At 68.1% G+C, this 12,952-nt stretch carries 13 protein-coding genes; 9 read left to right on the plus strand and 4 right to left on the minus strand.

All coding sequences use genetic code 11. The features are described 5' to 3' along the window. Positions 1 to 72 precede the first annotated feature (72 nt). The 5 genes from pucL (at position 73) to ACWDNU_RS34445 (ending at position 4,582) form a co-directional block, all read left to right on the plus strand. Positions 73 to 945: a factor-independent urate hydroxylase gene (gene pucL / locus ACWDNU_RS34425; protein WP_370934771.1), complete on the plus strand. Its 873-nt coding sequence runs from the start codon at positions 73 to 75 to the stop codon at positions 943 to 945. 37 nt (positions 946 to 982) lie between these two features. Beyond that, positions 983 to 1,471 carry a nucleoside deaminase gene (locus ACWDNU_RS34430; RefSeq protein ID WP_370934772.1) on the plus strand — a complete coding sequence of 163 codons (489 nt, stop codon included), beginning with the start codon at positions 983 to 985 and terminating at the stop codon, positions 1,469 to 1,471. Positions 1,472 to 1,647: 176 nt separating this feature from the next. Further along, complete coding sequence (locus ACWDNU_RS34435) at positions 1,648 to 3,090, plus strand: NCS2 family permease (RefSeq protein ID WP_344271806.1); 1,443 nt, start codon at positions 1,648 to 1,650, stop codon at positions 3,088 to 3,090. 17 nt (positions 3,091 to 3,107) lie between these two features. Then, the gene (locus ACWDNU_RS34440) at positions 3,108 to 3,485 is read left to right on the plus strand and encodes an allophanate hydrolase-related protein (RefSeq protein WP_009082380.1); all 378 of its coding nucleotides are present in this window, start codon (positions 3,108 to 3,110) and stop codon (positions 3,483 to 3,485) included. Continuing rightward, positions 3,482 to 4,582 carry a glycerate kinase gene (locus ACWDNU_RS34445; RefSeq protein WP_449671936.1) on the plus strand — a complete coding sequence of 367 codons (1,101 nt, stop codon included), beginning with the start codon at positions 3,482 to 3,484 and terminating at the stop codon, positions 4,580 to 4,582. Before ACWDNU_RS34440 ends, ACWDNU_RS34445 begins: the two co-directional genes overlap by 4 nt. On the opposite strand, the gene ACWDNU_RS34450 is transcribed toward ACWDNU_RS34445, so the two are convergent. The 4 genes from ACWDNU_RS34450 to ACWDNU_RS34465 form a co-directional block, all read right to left on the minus strand. Beyond that, entirely contained in the window at positions 4,560 to 4,952 is a 393-nt protein-coding gene (locus ACWDNU_RS34450; protein WP_449671937.1) for an NUDIX hydrolase, read from the minus strand. The two genes, ACWDNU_RS34445 and ACWDNU_RS34450, sit on opposite strands and share 23 nt — an antisense overlap. Positions 4,953 to 5,077: 125 nt before the next feature. Beyond that, on the minus strand, positions 5,078 to 5,785 hold the full coding sequence (locus ACWDNU_RS34455; protein ID WP_449671938.1) for an RraA family protein: 708 nt from the start codon (positions 5,783 to 5,785) through the stop codon (positions 5,078 to 5,080). 62 nt (positions 5,786 to 5,847) lie between these two features. Then, entirely contained in the window at positions 5,848 to 6,720 is an 873-nt protein-coding gene (locus ACWDNU_RS34460) for a helix-turn-helix transcriptional regulator (RefSeq protein ID WP_370934777.1), read from the minus strand. Between the two features lie 251 nt (positions 6,721 to 6,971). Next, positions 6,972 to 7,763, minus strand: coding sequence for an SDR family oxidoreductase (locus ACWDNU_RS34465; protein ID WP_449671939.1), 792 nt, complete (start codon positions 7,761 to 7,763; stop codon positions 6,972 to 6,974). Positions 7,764 to 8,066: 303 nt separating this feature from the next. Here ACWDNU_RS34465 and ACWDNU_RS34470 point away from each other — a divergent pair, with 303 nt between their 5' ends. The 4 genes from ACWDNU_RS34470 (at position 8,067) to ACWDNU_RS34485 (ending at position 12,804) form a co-directional block, all read left to right on the plus strand. Further along, positions 8,067 to 9,236, plus strand: a complete 1,170-nt coding sequence (locus ACWDNU_RS34470; RefSeq protein ID WP_370934779.1) for an EfeM/EfeO family lipoprotein — start codon at positions 8,067 to 8,069, stop codon at positions 9,234 to 9,236. Beyond that, positions 9,233 to 10,432, plus strand: a complete 1,200-nt coding sequence (locus ACWDNU_RS34475) for a Dyp-type peroxidase (RefSeq protein WP_370934780.1) — start codon at positions 9,233 to 9,235, stop codon at positions 10,430 to 10,432. The genes ACWDNU_RS34470 and ACWDNU_RS34475 overlap by 4 nt, the downstream gene beginning before the upstream one ends. A gap of 44 nt (positions 10,433 to 10,476) precedes the next feature. After that, complete coding sequence (locus ACWDNU_RS34480) at positions 10,477 to 12,102, plus strand: phospholipase C (protein ID WP_449671940.1); 1,626 nt, start codon at positions 10,477 to 10,479, stop codon at positions 12,100 to 12,102. A 300-nt stretch (positions 12,103 to 12,402) separates the two neighbouring features. Beyond that, the gene (locus tag ACWDNU_RS34485; RefSeq protein ID WP_449671941.1) at positions 12,403 to 12,804 is read left to right on the plus strand and encodes a histone-like nucleoid-structuring protein Lsr2; all 402 of its coding nucleotides are present in this window, start codon (positions 12,403 to 12,405) and stop codon (positions 12,802 to 12,804) included. Positions 12,805 to 12,952: the final 148 nt, after the last annotated feature.

Genomic DNA, 12,952 nt, shown 5'->3' on the forward strand with positions numbered 1-12,952 from the left:
GCGGATCTGCCGTGGCCCGTGCCACGCCGCGGCGGGTGTACTCACTCGGCGAGCGAAACGGAAGGGATGACAATGGCGATCGTTCTTGGCGACAACCGCTACGGGAAGGCCGAAAACCGGCTGGTCCGCGTCGACCGGGACGGTGACGAGCACCGGATCACCGACCTCACCGTGAGCGTGTCGCTGTCGGGCGACATGAGCGACACCCACCTGACCGGGGCCAACGACAAGGTGCTGGCCACCGACACGCAGAAGAACACCGTCTTCGCCTTCGCCCGCGACGGCATCGGCGAGATCGAGGACTTCGCACTGCGGCTGGCCAGGCACTTCGTGTCCACGCAGGAGAGCATCCACGCCGCGCGCGTCGGGATCGTGGCTCATCCGTGGGAACGGCTGCAGGTCGGCGGACGGCCGGCGCACCACTCGTTCGCGCGTTCCGGCGCGGGCACGCGGACCACGCGCGTCACCTACGACGGCGAGCGGGCCTGGGTGCTCGGCGGGGTGGAAGACCTGACCGTCCTCAACTCCACCGGCTCCGAATTCTGGGGCTTCCCGCGCGACGAGTACACGACGCTCGTCGAGGTGAAGGACCGGATCCTCGCCACCGCGGTGTCCGCGACCTGGCGGTACTCCGTGGAGGAAGCCGACTGGGCGAAGGCGCACGAGACCGCGCTCGCCACGCTGCTCGACGCGTTCGGCGGCACGCACAGCCAGTCCCTGCAGCAGACGCTGTACGCGATGGGGCAGGCGGTGCTGGAGGCCGTCCCGGAGATCGCGGAGATCCGCTTCGCACTGCCGAACAAGCACCACTTCCTCGTCGACCTCGAGCCGTTCGGCCTCGACAACCCCGGCGAGGTGTTCTACGCCGCTGATCGGCCCTACGGCCTGATCGAGGGCACCGTCCTGCGCGACGACGCCCCGCCGGCCGGCCCGGCCTGGTCCTGAGCAATCCGACCTCCGAACTGTTGGGAGCGCTACCGTTATGACCGTGTCCATCGATGCCGACGTCGAACGCGCCTGGCTCGCCGAATGCGTGCGGATCGCCGAGAAGAACGTCGCCGACGGCGGCGGCCCGTTCGGCGCGCTGGTGGTGAAGGACGGCGAGATCGTCGCGACCGGCGTCAACCGCGTCACCCCGTCGCTCGACCCGACCGCGCACGCCGAGGTGGTCGCGATCCGCGCGGCCTGCCAGGCGCTGGACACGTTCAGCCTGGCCGGCTGCGTGCTGGTTTCCTCGTGCGAGCCGTGCCCGATGTGCCTCGCGTCGTCGCTGTGGGCGCGCGTGGACCGCGTGCTGTACGCGGCCGACCGGCACGACGCCGCCCGCGCCGGATTCGACGACCGGGCGTTCTACGAACTGTTCGAGCACCCGCGCGAAACGTGGCAAACCCCCGTTTCGCGAGTGTCCACACCGGACGCTTTCGCCCCGTTTTCCGCCTGGCTCGGCCGATCCGACCGGATCGAGTACTGAGCCTCGGCGAGTGCTGAATGCCGGTCAGAATCGGCTTCAGCGTCCACCGCCCCACCCCACCGGGCCACCATCCCGGTGCTGACCGGAGCACCAGAAAAACGCAAACGTCCCGCCGTCCCGCCCCTTGCGTGTGCCAGGGGTGCGGTGCGGCACACCCACCGGCAAGGGGAGGACGCATGACCCAGGTACGCCTCGACGAAGCGGTGACCTCGGCTCCCGGACCGCAGCGCAAGTCCATTGTGGAGCGCCTGTTCGAAATACGCGCGCGCAACACCAGCGTAGGTCGAGAGGTACGCGGCGGCATCACCACCTTCGTCGCGATGGCCTACATCGTTTTGCTCAACCCGCTCATCCTCGGCGCTTCCGCCGACATCACCGGCGCGAAACTCAGCGCCGCGCAAGTGACCACGGCGACCGCGCTCGCCGCCGCCGTGATGACTGTCCTCATGGGACTCGTCGGCAACGCACCGCTCGCGCTCGCCGCCGGTCTCGGCATCAACGGCATCGTCGCGTTCCAGATGGCCCCGTCGATGACGTGGGCGCAGGCCTTCGGACTGGTTGTCTTGGAAGGCGTCTGCATTGTGCTGATGGCGGTCAGCGGCGTCCGGGAACGCATCATGAACGCGATTCCCGGACCGCTGAAAACCGCGATCACCGTCGGCATCGGCCTCTACATCGCGCTTGTCGGATTGGTGAGCGCCGGATTCGTGACGCGTATTCCGGACTCCGCGCACACGACCGTCCCGGTGCGGCTCGGGACCGACGGGCATCTGTCCGGCCTGCCGCTCGCGGTGTTCTGCTTCGGCCTGTTGCTGATGACTGTGCTGATGTCGCGGAAGGTGCCCGGCGCGGTGCTGATCAGCATCGCCGCCGCCACCGTGCTCGCGGTGGTGCTGCACGACGGATTCGGCGTCGGCGACTGGGGGTTGACGACGCCGACGCTGCCGCATTCCGTGGTGGCGGCTCCCGATTTCGGGCTGCTCGGCCACGTCGACCTGTTCGGCGGATTTGCCAAAGCGGGTGCGCTGACCGCGACGATCTTCCTGTTCACCCTGGTGCTGTCCGGCTTCTTCGACGCGATGGGCACCATCACCAGCGTGTCCGCCGAAGCCGGGCTGTCGAAGAACGGCCGGGTGCCGCGGATGGGCCGGATCCTGTTCGTGGACGGGGCAGGCGCGATCGCGGGCGGGATGTCCGGCTCGTCGCCGAACACCGTGTTCCTGGAGTCCGCGGCCGGCGTCGGGGAGGGCGCGCGGACCGGGCTGGCGAGTGTCGTGACCGGACTGTTGTTCGGGGCGACCCTGCTGTTCACGCCGATCGCGGGCATCGTCCCGGCGCAGGCCGCCGCGCCCGCGCTCGTGGTGATCGGCGGGATGATGGTGGCGCAGTGCCGCAATATCCCGTGGAACGACCCGGATTACACGATCCCGGTGTTCCTGACGGTCGCGCTCATTCCGTTCACCTACTCCATCACCAACGGCGTCGGCGCGGGCCTCATCGCGTTCGTGCTGATCAAGACCTTCCGCGGGAAGTGGCGTGAAGCAGGGTGGATCCTCACTGTGCTCGCGCTCGTGTTCACCGTCTATTTCGGAATCGACGTGGTGAAGGCGATCCTCTAAGAGAAAGGGACCGACAAATGCCTCTGATGTTCCTCAACGGCGGCGCGATGCGCGGCGAACCCCTGCACCACCTGCTCGACGGCGCTCCACTGGTGGCCGAAACGACCACCGCCGCGAAGTACCGGTTCTACTCGGTAGGCGGGCAATGCCCGGCACTGGTCCCGGTAGCGCACGGCGGCGCGGCGATCTCCGGCGAGGTCTACGACCTCACGCTGGACCAGTTGCGCGACCGCGTGCTCCCGTCCGAACCGCCGGAGCTGGAGCTGGGCGTGATCGAACTGGCCGACGGCAGTTCGGCGTTCGCGATGCTGCTGCGGCGGCCGCAGACCTCGCACGTGCAGCTGCGGGACATCACGGAAATCGGGGACTGGCGCGCGTTCAAGGCCGCGGCGTGACGGTTTTAGTGGCTCCGGACAAGTTCAAGGGCTCGCTCACCGCGGCGGAGGTCGCGGAGGTGGTCGCCGCGGCGTTCGCCGAGGTCGCGCCCGGTGAACCGGTGCGGCAGCTGCCAGTGGCGGACGGCGGTGACGGAACCGTCGCCGCCGCTGTCGCCGCCGGGTTCCAGCGGGTGCCGGTGCGGGTTTCCGGCCCGACCGGCCGTCGGATCACCGCGTACTACGCCCTGCGCGAGACGGTCGCCGTGGTGGAGCTGGCGGAGGCGTCCGGCCTGCACCGGCTTCCCGGCGGCCGGTTGGAACCGCTTACTGCGTCGAGTTACGGCACGGGCGAGCTGATCGCGGCCGCCCTTGCCGCCGGTGCGACGCAGATCGTGCTCGGCGTCGGTGGCAGCGCTTGTACCGATGGCGGAGCCGGATTGCTGACGGCGTTGGGTGCGCGATTGCTCGACGCTTCCGGTGCGCCGCTTCCGCCGGGCGGTGCGGCGTTGGCCGAGTTGTCCACAGTGGATCTTTCTGGACTGCCCGAAGTGGACATTGTCCTGGCGTCCGATGTGGACAACCCGTTGCTGGGTGTGGATGGCGCTGCCGCGGTGTACGGACCGCAGAAGGGTGCCGGGCCCGCCGAAATCGCTTCGCTGGAACGCGGGCTGACTCGGTGGGCCGAAGTGTTGGGCTCCGCGCACGCCACCACCCCGGGCGCAGGCGCGGCAGGCGGCGTCGGGTTCGGTGTCCTCACCGGACTCGGCGCCCGTATTCGGCCAGGTATCGAATTGCTGTTGGAGCTGCTGGGTTTCCCGGCCGCTGCCCGCGACGCCCGGCTCGTCATCACCGGAGAGGGATCGTTGGATACGCAGTCGCTGCACGGAAAAGCGCCGGTGGGTGTTCTTCGGGCGGCGGGCGGTACTCCGGTGGTCGCGTTGGCTGGCCGATGCCTGTTGTCCGCACCGGAATGGCAGGCGGCGGGTTTCGCTGGGGTGTATGCGCTGACCGATGTCGAGCCGGACGAGTATCGGTGCGTGGCCGATGCGCGTGCGTTGCTGCGGCGCCGGGCCGCTCAGCTGGCTCGGGATTTCAGCCGAGCAGTACCTGCCTGACGTGGTCGGACAGGGGGAGTCCGGCCGCGTCCGCGGGGGTCAGCCAGCGGTGGTCGTCGTGTTCGGCCGGGTTGAGCTGAAGGTCGCCGAGGAAGTCCGGACGCGCGTCGTAGTAGGAGGCGTGCACGGTGAACGGTTTGCCGGTGCGGTCCGGCCACGATTGGCGGGCCCGTTCCCTGGCGAGCCGTACCCGCAACCCGGTTTCCTCGGCGACCTCCCGCACCGCGGTGGTCTCCGGGGCTTCGCCGGGTTCGACGGTGCCGCCGGGGAATTCCCAATGCCCGCCTAGGAAAGTCTCGGGGGCGCGGCGGATCAGGAGGATGGTTTCGCCTCGGGGGACCAGGACGTAGGCGAGCTGCTTGTCGTTCATGCTGTGCCTCCGTTGGCGATGAGGATTTGGCCGTTCACCCAGCCGGTGCCGGTGAGACTTAGGTTCACTGCGATTGCGGTAATGCTCAGGTGTCCGCGTTCTCCGGCTGCGGCAAGGCGGTTTTCCTATTCCTCAATAGCGCTGTCTTTCGCACGAAGATGCTGCCGGAACGTGTAGGAAGGGTCGCTTTCCCGCTGGGCCAGGAATTCGCTGAACCGGACCTGTTCGCGCAGAGTAACCCCGTCACGGATCTTCGCTGCCTGGCGATGCTCGGTGTCGCGAATGGATTCAGCGAGCCGGAACACGTCATCGGCCTGGGCGGCCGGGATGAAGAGAACGCCGTCGTCGTCGCCGAAGACCAGGTCGTCGCTGGTGACCGTCCATTTGCCGACGGTGGCGGATTCCAGGGCGTTGGCGGCGCGGTCGTTGAGGTGCAGCGGGCCGGTGGAGAGGGAGCCAAGGCTGTAGACCGGGAGGCCGATTTCGCGTAGTTCGGCGGTGTCGCGGTGCAGGCCCCAAATGACAATCCCGCTTAGCCCAGCCGTGGCGACTTCGGCGGTGATGAGGTCGCCGACGCAGCTCTCGTCTAGGCGACCTAGGTTGTCCACTACCAGGACATCGCCGGGTTGTGCGGAAGTGAGGGCTTCCAGGAAGACGTCCACGCTGCCGGAGTGGCGGGCGGGCAGCACCCGTCCGGCAAGCTTGAGTCCTGGGATCACTGCCCGGGTTCCGGCTGGCGCGCACCGGACGGACAGGCGGGCGCGCAGGCAGCCGTCGGCCAGGTGGGCGGTGGTCAGGGTAGCGAAACGTTCGGTTAGCTCGGTGTGGTTCATGCTTCCCGCCCTTCGTGCGAACTGCTTCACGCTAGCGGGAATCCGCGCTGAGGGGCGCCGGTTTATCCGCCGGTCGTCAGTTCCTCCTGGCTGGCCGCCCACGACGCCAGGAGGGCCAAGCCGTCCGCGGTCGGTGTGCCGGTGGCGGCGGTGTAGACGTTCAGGATCAGCCCGGGTTCGGAAGGCAGGTCCATCGACTCGACGTCCAGGTCCAGTTGGCCCACGACGGGATGGTGCAGGCGTTTGCGTCCGGACCGGTGGAGCCGGACGTCCTGGGACGCCCACTGCTGCCGGAACAGTTCGCTGCGCGTCGACAGCTCGCCGACCAGGGCGATCAGGTCCTCGTCGTGCGGGTTGCGCCCGGCTTCCATGCGGAGCTTCGCGGCCACATCGCGGGCGACCCGGTCGTAGTCGACGAAGAACGTTCGTGCCGCGTCGGGATCCAGGTACACGAATCGCGCGGTGTTCGCCGGGCGTCGCGGGTCGGCCAGCACCGGGGAATACAGCGCGCGGGCAAGGCGATTCGTGGCCAGCACGTCGTAACGGCCGTTGCAGATCCACGCCGGGGCGTCTGTGATGGCGGCGAGCACCTGCTGCAGCGCCGGACGCACCGTCGCGGCGGGTCGCCGACGGCGCGGACCGCCGCTGGACTGCCGGGCAAGGTGGAAGAGGTGGTCGCGCTCGGCCTCGTCAAGGTGCAAGGCGGAGGCCAGCGCGTCGAGCACCCCGTCGGAGGCGCCGGCGAGGCTGCCGCGCTCCATGCGCACGTAGTAGTCCACCGACACTCCGGCCAGTAGCGCGACCTCTTCGCGACGCAGGCCCTTGACCCGGCGATTGCCGCCATAGGCAGGCAGTCCGGCCTGCTCGGGCGTGATCCGCGCGCGACGCGACCTCAGGAACTCCTTGATCTCAGTGCGCAGATCGATCGTGGCCACCCCTTCACCGTAAGCCCTGCCCGCAGGCGGAGGGAGGCCCTGCCGGTACCCCGCACGAGACTTCAGCCGGGCGGTCTCAGCCCGCCGACCATCCGCAAAGAAGCAAAGGCCGCCGTCTCCGCAAGGCCGTGAGGGGAACCCTGAGGGACTCTGATTCCTTCAGGGTTCCCCTCACGAACCCCGCTCCCGCCGCCGCCCGCGTCGGCCCGGCCCGCACCCATAACGCCGCCTTAAGTCCCTCGCATGGAGACTCAGGTGCCCGAGGCGGTCGTGGCGGTGCCACCGTCGACCGGGACGACGGCACCCGTCAGGTAAGACCCGGCCCGGCTGGCGAGGAAGACGGCGACACCTGCCATGTCGTCGTCGCGGCCGAGGCGGCGCAGCGGGGTCTTCGCCGCGATCGTGTCGCCGATGGCGTCGATCGTGGCCGCCATCATCTGCGACGGGAACACTCCGGGGGCGACCGCGTTCACCGTGACGTGCTCGGGGCCCAGTTCCCTGGCAAGCACCCGGGTGAGTTGATGGAGCGCCGCTTTGCTGCTGGCGTACGAGTAGTTCGGCGCCGCCGCGACGTGGATCGCGGCGATGCTGCCGATGTTGATGATCCGCGCGGGATCATCGGCGGTGCCCGCCCTGCGCAGCGCGGGCAGCAGCGCCTGTACCAGCCAGAACGGCGATTTGAGATTGACGTCGAGCACCGCGTCCCAGGCCTCGGCCGGGAATGTCTCCAGTGGCTCGCGCCACATCGCTCCCGCGTTGTTGACGAGGACGTCCAGCCGTCCCGAATCGGCCGTGACCAGTTCGGCGAGGCGCTGGCACTCGTCGCGGCGGGACAGGTCGGCGGGGATTGCTTGAACGTCGCCGAATTCGGACAGCAGCCGCTGTGCCTCCGCGCACGCGTCCGCCTTGCGCGAGCTGACGATGACGCGAGCACCCGCCCGCAGAAGGCCGCGCGCGATCATCATTCCGATGCCCCTGGTGCCGCCGGTGACAAGCGCGGACTTCCCGCTCAGATCGAACAGGCCTGCGTGAGTGGTCGTCATGGGTTCCCTTTGTCGTGGAAGCAAGTGCTGACCCAGGTTCGCGGGATTCCCGGACTTCGGGGAGACCCTGGCGATACCGGCACTGGGAGACCTCCCTTGCGCGGGCGTGGTGAGCGAAAGTGTCATACCCGGCGAATCGGGCAGCCCATTACCACACTATTTGGCGGCTATGTCCGGCTTCTTCCGTTCCCTGGTTGAAGTCCTGGTGAATTCCCGGGTGGGCGACGTTCTCGACCAGGGTTTCTTCACTTTCCGCACGCATAATTCCGTCCCGGTAGTCCGAACGTGTGGCAGGAGGAAAAAGTGCCGGGGTCTGTGCGCGCCCGCTGGATCGGCGGTGGGGTCGCGATTGCGGTCGTGGCGGCGGGGATCGCGTTCGCGGTCTGGCCGGACGGGGCTTCGGCGCAGGATCCGGAGATCCAGATCTCCCGGTCGGCCTGCGGGCAGGGCTGGGCGGATCCGCAAGCCGGGGTGCAGACCTTTCGCCTGCACAACACGGGAACCGTGACCGCCGAGGTGGATTTGATCGACCCGGCGACCGGTGTGGTTTACGGCGAGGTCGAAGGGCTCGGCAGCGGAACTGTTCGATCCATGCAGGTCACGCTTGGCAACGGAACCTACGCATTCCGTTGTCTCCCTGAGGATTCCTCGGCGATCGTGGGGCCGACCGTCACGGTGAGCGGTGGTGCCGAGCGCGGTCCCGGTGTCGCGCCGGTGACGCAGAATGATCTGCTCGGGCCGTTGAAGTCCTATCAAGCCCATGTGGCACAAGGGCTCGGCCAACTGGCCGCCGATGTCGGCAAGCTGAAGGACGCCATTCGGAGCAACGATCGCGGTGCGAGCCAGAGTGCTTGGCTTGTCGCGCATCTCGACTACGAACGGCTCGGCGCGGCCTACAACGCCTTCGGCGACTCGGACAAAGCCATCAACGGCACCGCCGACGGACTGCCCGACGGAGTCAAGAGCCCGGACTTCACCGGATTCCACCGGATCGAATCCGGCTTGTGGCACAACGAAGATCTCGCCGCCCTCGCTCCGGTGGCCGATCAGCTGGACAGCGACGTGCAGAAGCTCCGGAAGTCCTTTGCGGACAGTCAGGTCGACCCGAACGACCTCGGCCTGCGCGCGCACGAGATCGTGGAGAACACCCTGCAATTCGAACTGACCGCCCGCACCGATTACGGCAGCGGCACCAACCTCGCCACCGCACGGGCGAATCTCGACGGGACTCAAGCGGTCCTCGACGTGCTGCGTCCGGTGCTCGCCCCGCGCTATCCGGCACTGTCCAAGGTGGACAGCTGGATGAAGCGCACCGAAAGCACCCTCGACAGCGCCAAGAAGCCGGACAACTCGTGGACGCCGGTGAACCAGCTGTCCGCGCCGCGCCGGCAGAAGCTCAACGCTGACGTCAGCGAATTGACCGAGCTGCTCGCTCCGATCGCCGCCATCGCGGAGCCGAGGAGGACCTCGTGACGACAGAATCCTCCCGTCGGTCCTTCCTGCGGCGCACCGTCGTGGGCGCGGGGATCACCGCGGCTGCCGGAATCGGAGTGACAGCCAGCGCGAGCGAAGAATCGCCTGCCACGGTTGCGTTCCACGGCCCCAAACAGGCCGCGATTCTCCGCCAGCCTCCGGCGCAAAGCATCGTCGCGTCCTTCGACGTGGTCGCCGAAAACCGCGCGGAATTGACCCAGCTGTTCCAGGAAATCACCGACCGCGCGCGGTTTCTCACGAACGGCGGTGCTCCGGCCGCGCTCGGGATTACCGCGCCGCCCGCTGACTCCGGGGTGCTCGGCCCGGTGGTGCCGCACAGCGATCTCGGCGTGATCGTCGGCGTCGGATCGTCCCTTTTCGACGGACGCTACGGGCTGGCCGACCGCAAGCCCAAGAAGCTCAAGCCGATGACCATGTTCCCCAACGACGCGCTCGACGCCCCGCAATGCCACGGCGACCTGTCGCTCACGCTGTCCGCAGGGGACACCGACACCGTGCTGCACGCGCTGCGCGACATCGCCCGCGCGACCCGCGGCGGAATGCAACTGCGCTGGAAGATCAACGGCTTCAGTTCGCCCTCGCGGCCGTCCGGCACTCCGCGCAATCTGATGGGGTTCAAGGACGGCACCGCGAATCCGGGCGAGTCCGAAATGGACCGGCTGGTGTGGGTTTCCGGAGCGGGCGAGCCCGCGTGGACGACCGGCGGCAGCTACCAGGTGATCCGGCTGATCCGGATGCTGGTCGAGTTCTGGGACCGGGTCTCGATCGCCGAACAGGAGAACATGTTCGGCCGCCGCCGCGACACCGGCGCTCCGCTGGACGGGGCGTCCGAAAAGGACGAACCGCGCTACGCCGACGATCCGATCGGCACCGTCATCCCGCTCACCAGTCATATCCGCAAGGCGAATCCGCGCACCCCGCAAACCGACGACCAGCGGATCCTGCGCCGCGCGGTCAACTACGACCGCGGCGTGGACGCCAACGGCAACCTCGACATGGGCCTCGTCTTCACCTGCTACCAGCAGGATCTCGAGCGCCAGTTCGAGACTGTCCAGAAGCGACTGATCGGCGAACCGCTCGTCGACTACATCTCCCCGTTCGGCGGCGGATATTTCTTCGCGCTGCCTGGCGTCACCGGTCCCAGCGACCACTTCGGCCGGGCGCTCCTCGCCTGAGGCGCGCCCCGATCCCCACCCCGCGAAACCAGGAGGAATCCTCAGTGGACACAGCATTCGGCAGGCGGCGCCGTCGCCTGCTCGGTGCGGGCGCGCTCGTCTCGGCGGCCGTGCTCGCGATCGTCACCGGCTCCGCGGCATCGTCCGCGCAGGCCCAGCCGCTGCACCCGTTGCCGGCGTCGTGGCTGCCCACGCTCACCCCGATCAAGCACGTCGTGGTGATCTTCGGCGAGAACATCTCGTTCGACCACTACTTCGGCACCTACCCGAACGCGACCAACGAGAACGGCACCCCGTTCCAGGCCGCGAAGCACACGCCGAAGGTCAACGGCCTCGACGACAAGCTGCTCACCCACAACCCGAACGCTTACAACCCGAAGCGGCTCGGGCCGGACCAGGCGCTCACCTGCGACCAGAACCACAGCTACGGCGCCGAGCAGGCCGCGTTCAACGGCGGCAAGATGGACAAGTTCGTCGAGAAGACCGAGACCGACAAGTGCAAGGGCCAGCCGGTGCTGTTCGGCGAGCCGGGTCTGGTCATGGACTACTACGACGGCAACACCGTCACCGGCATGTGGAACTACGCGCAGCACTACTCGATGAGCGACAACTCGTTCAACACCGTCTTCGGCCCGTCCACCCCGGGCGCGCTCAACCTGATCTCCGGGCAGACGCACGGGATCCAGGCGGTCGACCCGGTCACGCACGAGCCGAAGAGCGACCCGTACGTCGTCTCGTCGCCGGACGAGAACGGCGTCGGCACCGTGATCAACGACCCGGACCCGGCGTGGGACGACTGCTCGGACAAGAACCACACCGCCAAGGACAACCTCGGCGCGATGCAGGGCCGCAACGTCGGCGACCTGCTGAACGACCGGCACGTCACGTGGGGCTGGTTCCAAGGCGGCTTCAAGCCGACCGGCACCGAGAACGGCTACGCGGTCTGCGGGCAGAAGCACGCGAACATCGGCAATCAGTCCTCCGTGGACTACAGCCCGCACCACCAGCCGTTCCAGTACTACAAGTCCACTTCGAACCCGCACCACCTGCCGCCGTCCTCGGCGCAGGCGATCGGGCAGACCGACCAGGCCAACCACCAGTACGACACGAGCGACTTCGACGCCTCGCTCAAGGCCGGTTCGATGCCCGCGGTGAGCTTCCTCAAGGCGCCGGAGTACCAGGACGGGCACGCGGGCTATTCCGACCCGCTCGACGAACAGCATTTCGTCGTGGACGAGATCAACAAGATCCAGCAGTCGCCAGAGTGGCGTTCGACCGCGATCGTGCTCGCCTACGACGACTCGGACGGCTGGTACGACCACGAGAACTCGAAGATCGTCAACGGTTCGCAGGACGCCTCGCAGGACCAGGCCGTCTGCACCGACAAGCCGGCCGGTCTCGGCGGGTACGCCGACCGCTGCGGCTACGGCCCTCGCCTGCCGCTGCTGGTCATCTCGCCCTACAGCAAGCCGAACTACGTCGACCACACCCGGACCGACCAGACCTCGGTGCTGAAGTTCATCGAGGACAACTGGTTCTCCGGCCGCGTCGGCGACAGCTCGTTCGACACTCGGGCGGGCGGACTCTGGAACATGTTCAACTTCTGGTGGCCGCAGGCGGGCAAGCTCCCGCTCGACCCGAAGACAGGTGCGCCGACCGGGCGGAACTAGCTCGCGTTTCGCGCAGAACACCGAAGGCCATCGGGTTTCGACCCGGTGGCCTTCGGCCGTTTCCGGGGCCGGTCTTCCAGTCCGCTCAGCGGGAAACCGCGTGCGAATACCGCGAGGCTGGAAATTTTCCAGTGCGCGGGAACTGTGCGCGCAGTCGCGGATTGGGCACTGAAGGTGTTCGGGAACCGGCCGGGAAAGCAGCGGCCGCCGAACCGGAATGGAGTCGCGCTGCGCGGACCGTCACTCGACACGATAGGGTAATCGAAGGCACATCCTGTAGAAGGTGAAGGAACGCGAATCATGGCGCAAAAAGTCCATGTCGAGATGGTTGACGACATCGACGGCAGCATCGCCGAACAGACCGTCCCGTTCAGTCTCGACGGCGTGAGCTACGAGATCGATCTGTCCGAAGACAACGCCGCCGCATTGCGGGAAGAGCTGGCCCGTTACGTCGCCGCCTCGCGCCGGGTCGGCGGGCGCAAGGTCCGCATGGCCGCCGGGCAGGCCCCGCGGCCGGCTTCGACCGCCGCGGACCGCGAGCGCAACAAGGCGATGCGCGAGTGGGCCGAGAACAACGGTTTCACCGTGTCCGACCGCGGCCGGCTCCCGGCGGAGATCGTGAAGGCTTACGAGGAGCGCGACGCGGTGGCTCCGGCCAAGCCGGTTCGCAAGCGCGCGACGCGCAAGAAGGCCAGCGCCTGAGCGTTCTTTTCGGCAGCTGTGCCGCGGGGGCCGCGGCGTGTGATCAGCGGTGAGGGCGCCGCCGGGAATCCCGGCGGCGCCCTTCTGGCTGTCCGGGGGAAATGGCGATTTCCCCGGCCTCGACGCGATACCGAGGTCCGTGAAGGGC

This window comes from Amycolatopsis sp. NPDC003676, from assembly GCF_053587275.1.

What these genes read in the sequence shown, in the direction of transcription:
- pucL (WP_370934771.1), top strand. Translation starts at nt 73, where the DNA reads ATGGCGATCGTTCTTGGCGACAACCGCTACGGGAAGGCCGAAAACCGG.
- ACWDNU_RS34430 (WP_370934772.1), top strand. Translation starts at nt 983, where the DNA reads ATGACCGTGTCCATCGATGCCGACGTCGAACGCGCCTGGCTCGCCGAA.
- ACWDNU_RS34435 (WP_344271806.1), top strand. Translation starts at nt 1,648, where the DNA reads ATGACCCAGGTACGCCTCGACGAAGCGGTGACCTCGGCTCCCGGACCG.
- ACWDNU_RS34440 (WP_009082380.1), top strand. Translation starts at nt 3,108, where the DNA reads ATGCCTCTGATGTTCCTCAACGGCGGCGCGATGCGCGGCGAACCCCTG.
- ACWDNU_RS34450 (WP_449671937.1), bottom strand. Translation starts at nt 4,952, where the DNA reads ATGAACGACAAGCAGCTCGCCTACGTCCTGGTCCCCCGAGGCGAAACC.
- ACWDNU_RS34455 (WP_449671938.1), bottom strand. Translation starts at nt 5,785, where the DNA reads ATGAACCACACCGAGCTAACCGAACGTTTCGCTACCCTGACCACCGCC.
- ACWDNU_RS34465 (WP_449671939.1), bottom strand. Translation starts at nt 7,763, where the DNA reads ATGACGACCACTCACGCAGGCCTGTTCGATCTGAGCGGGAAGTCCGCG.
- ACWDNU_RS34485 (WP_449671941.1), top strand. Translation starts at nt 12,403, where the DNA reads ATGGCGCAAAAAGTCCATGTCGAGATGGTTGACGACATCGACGGCAGC.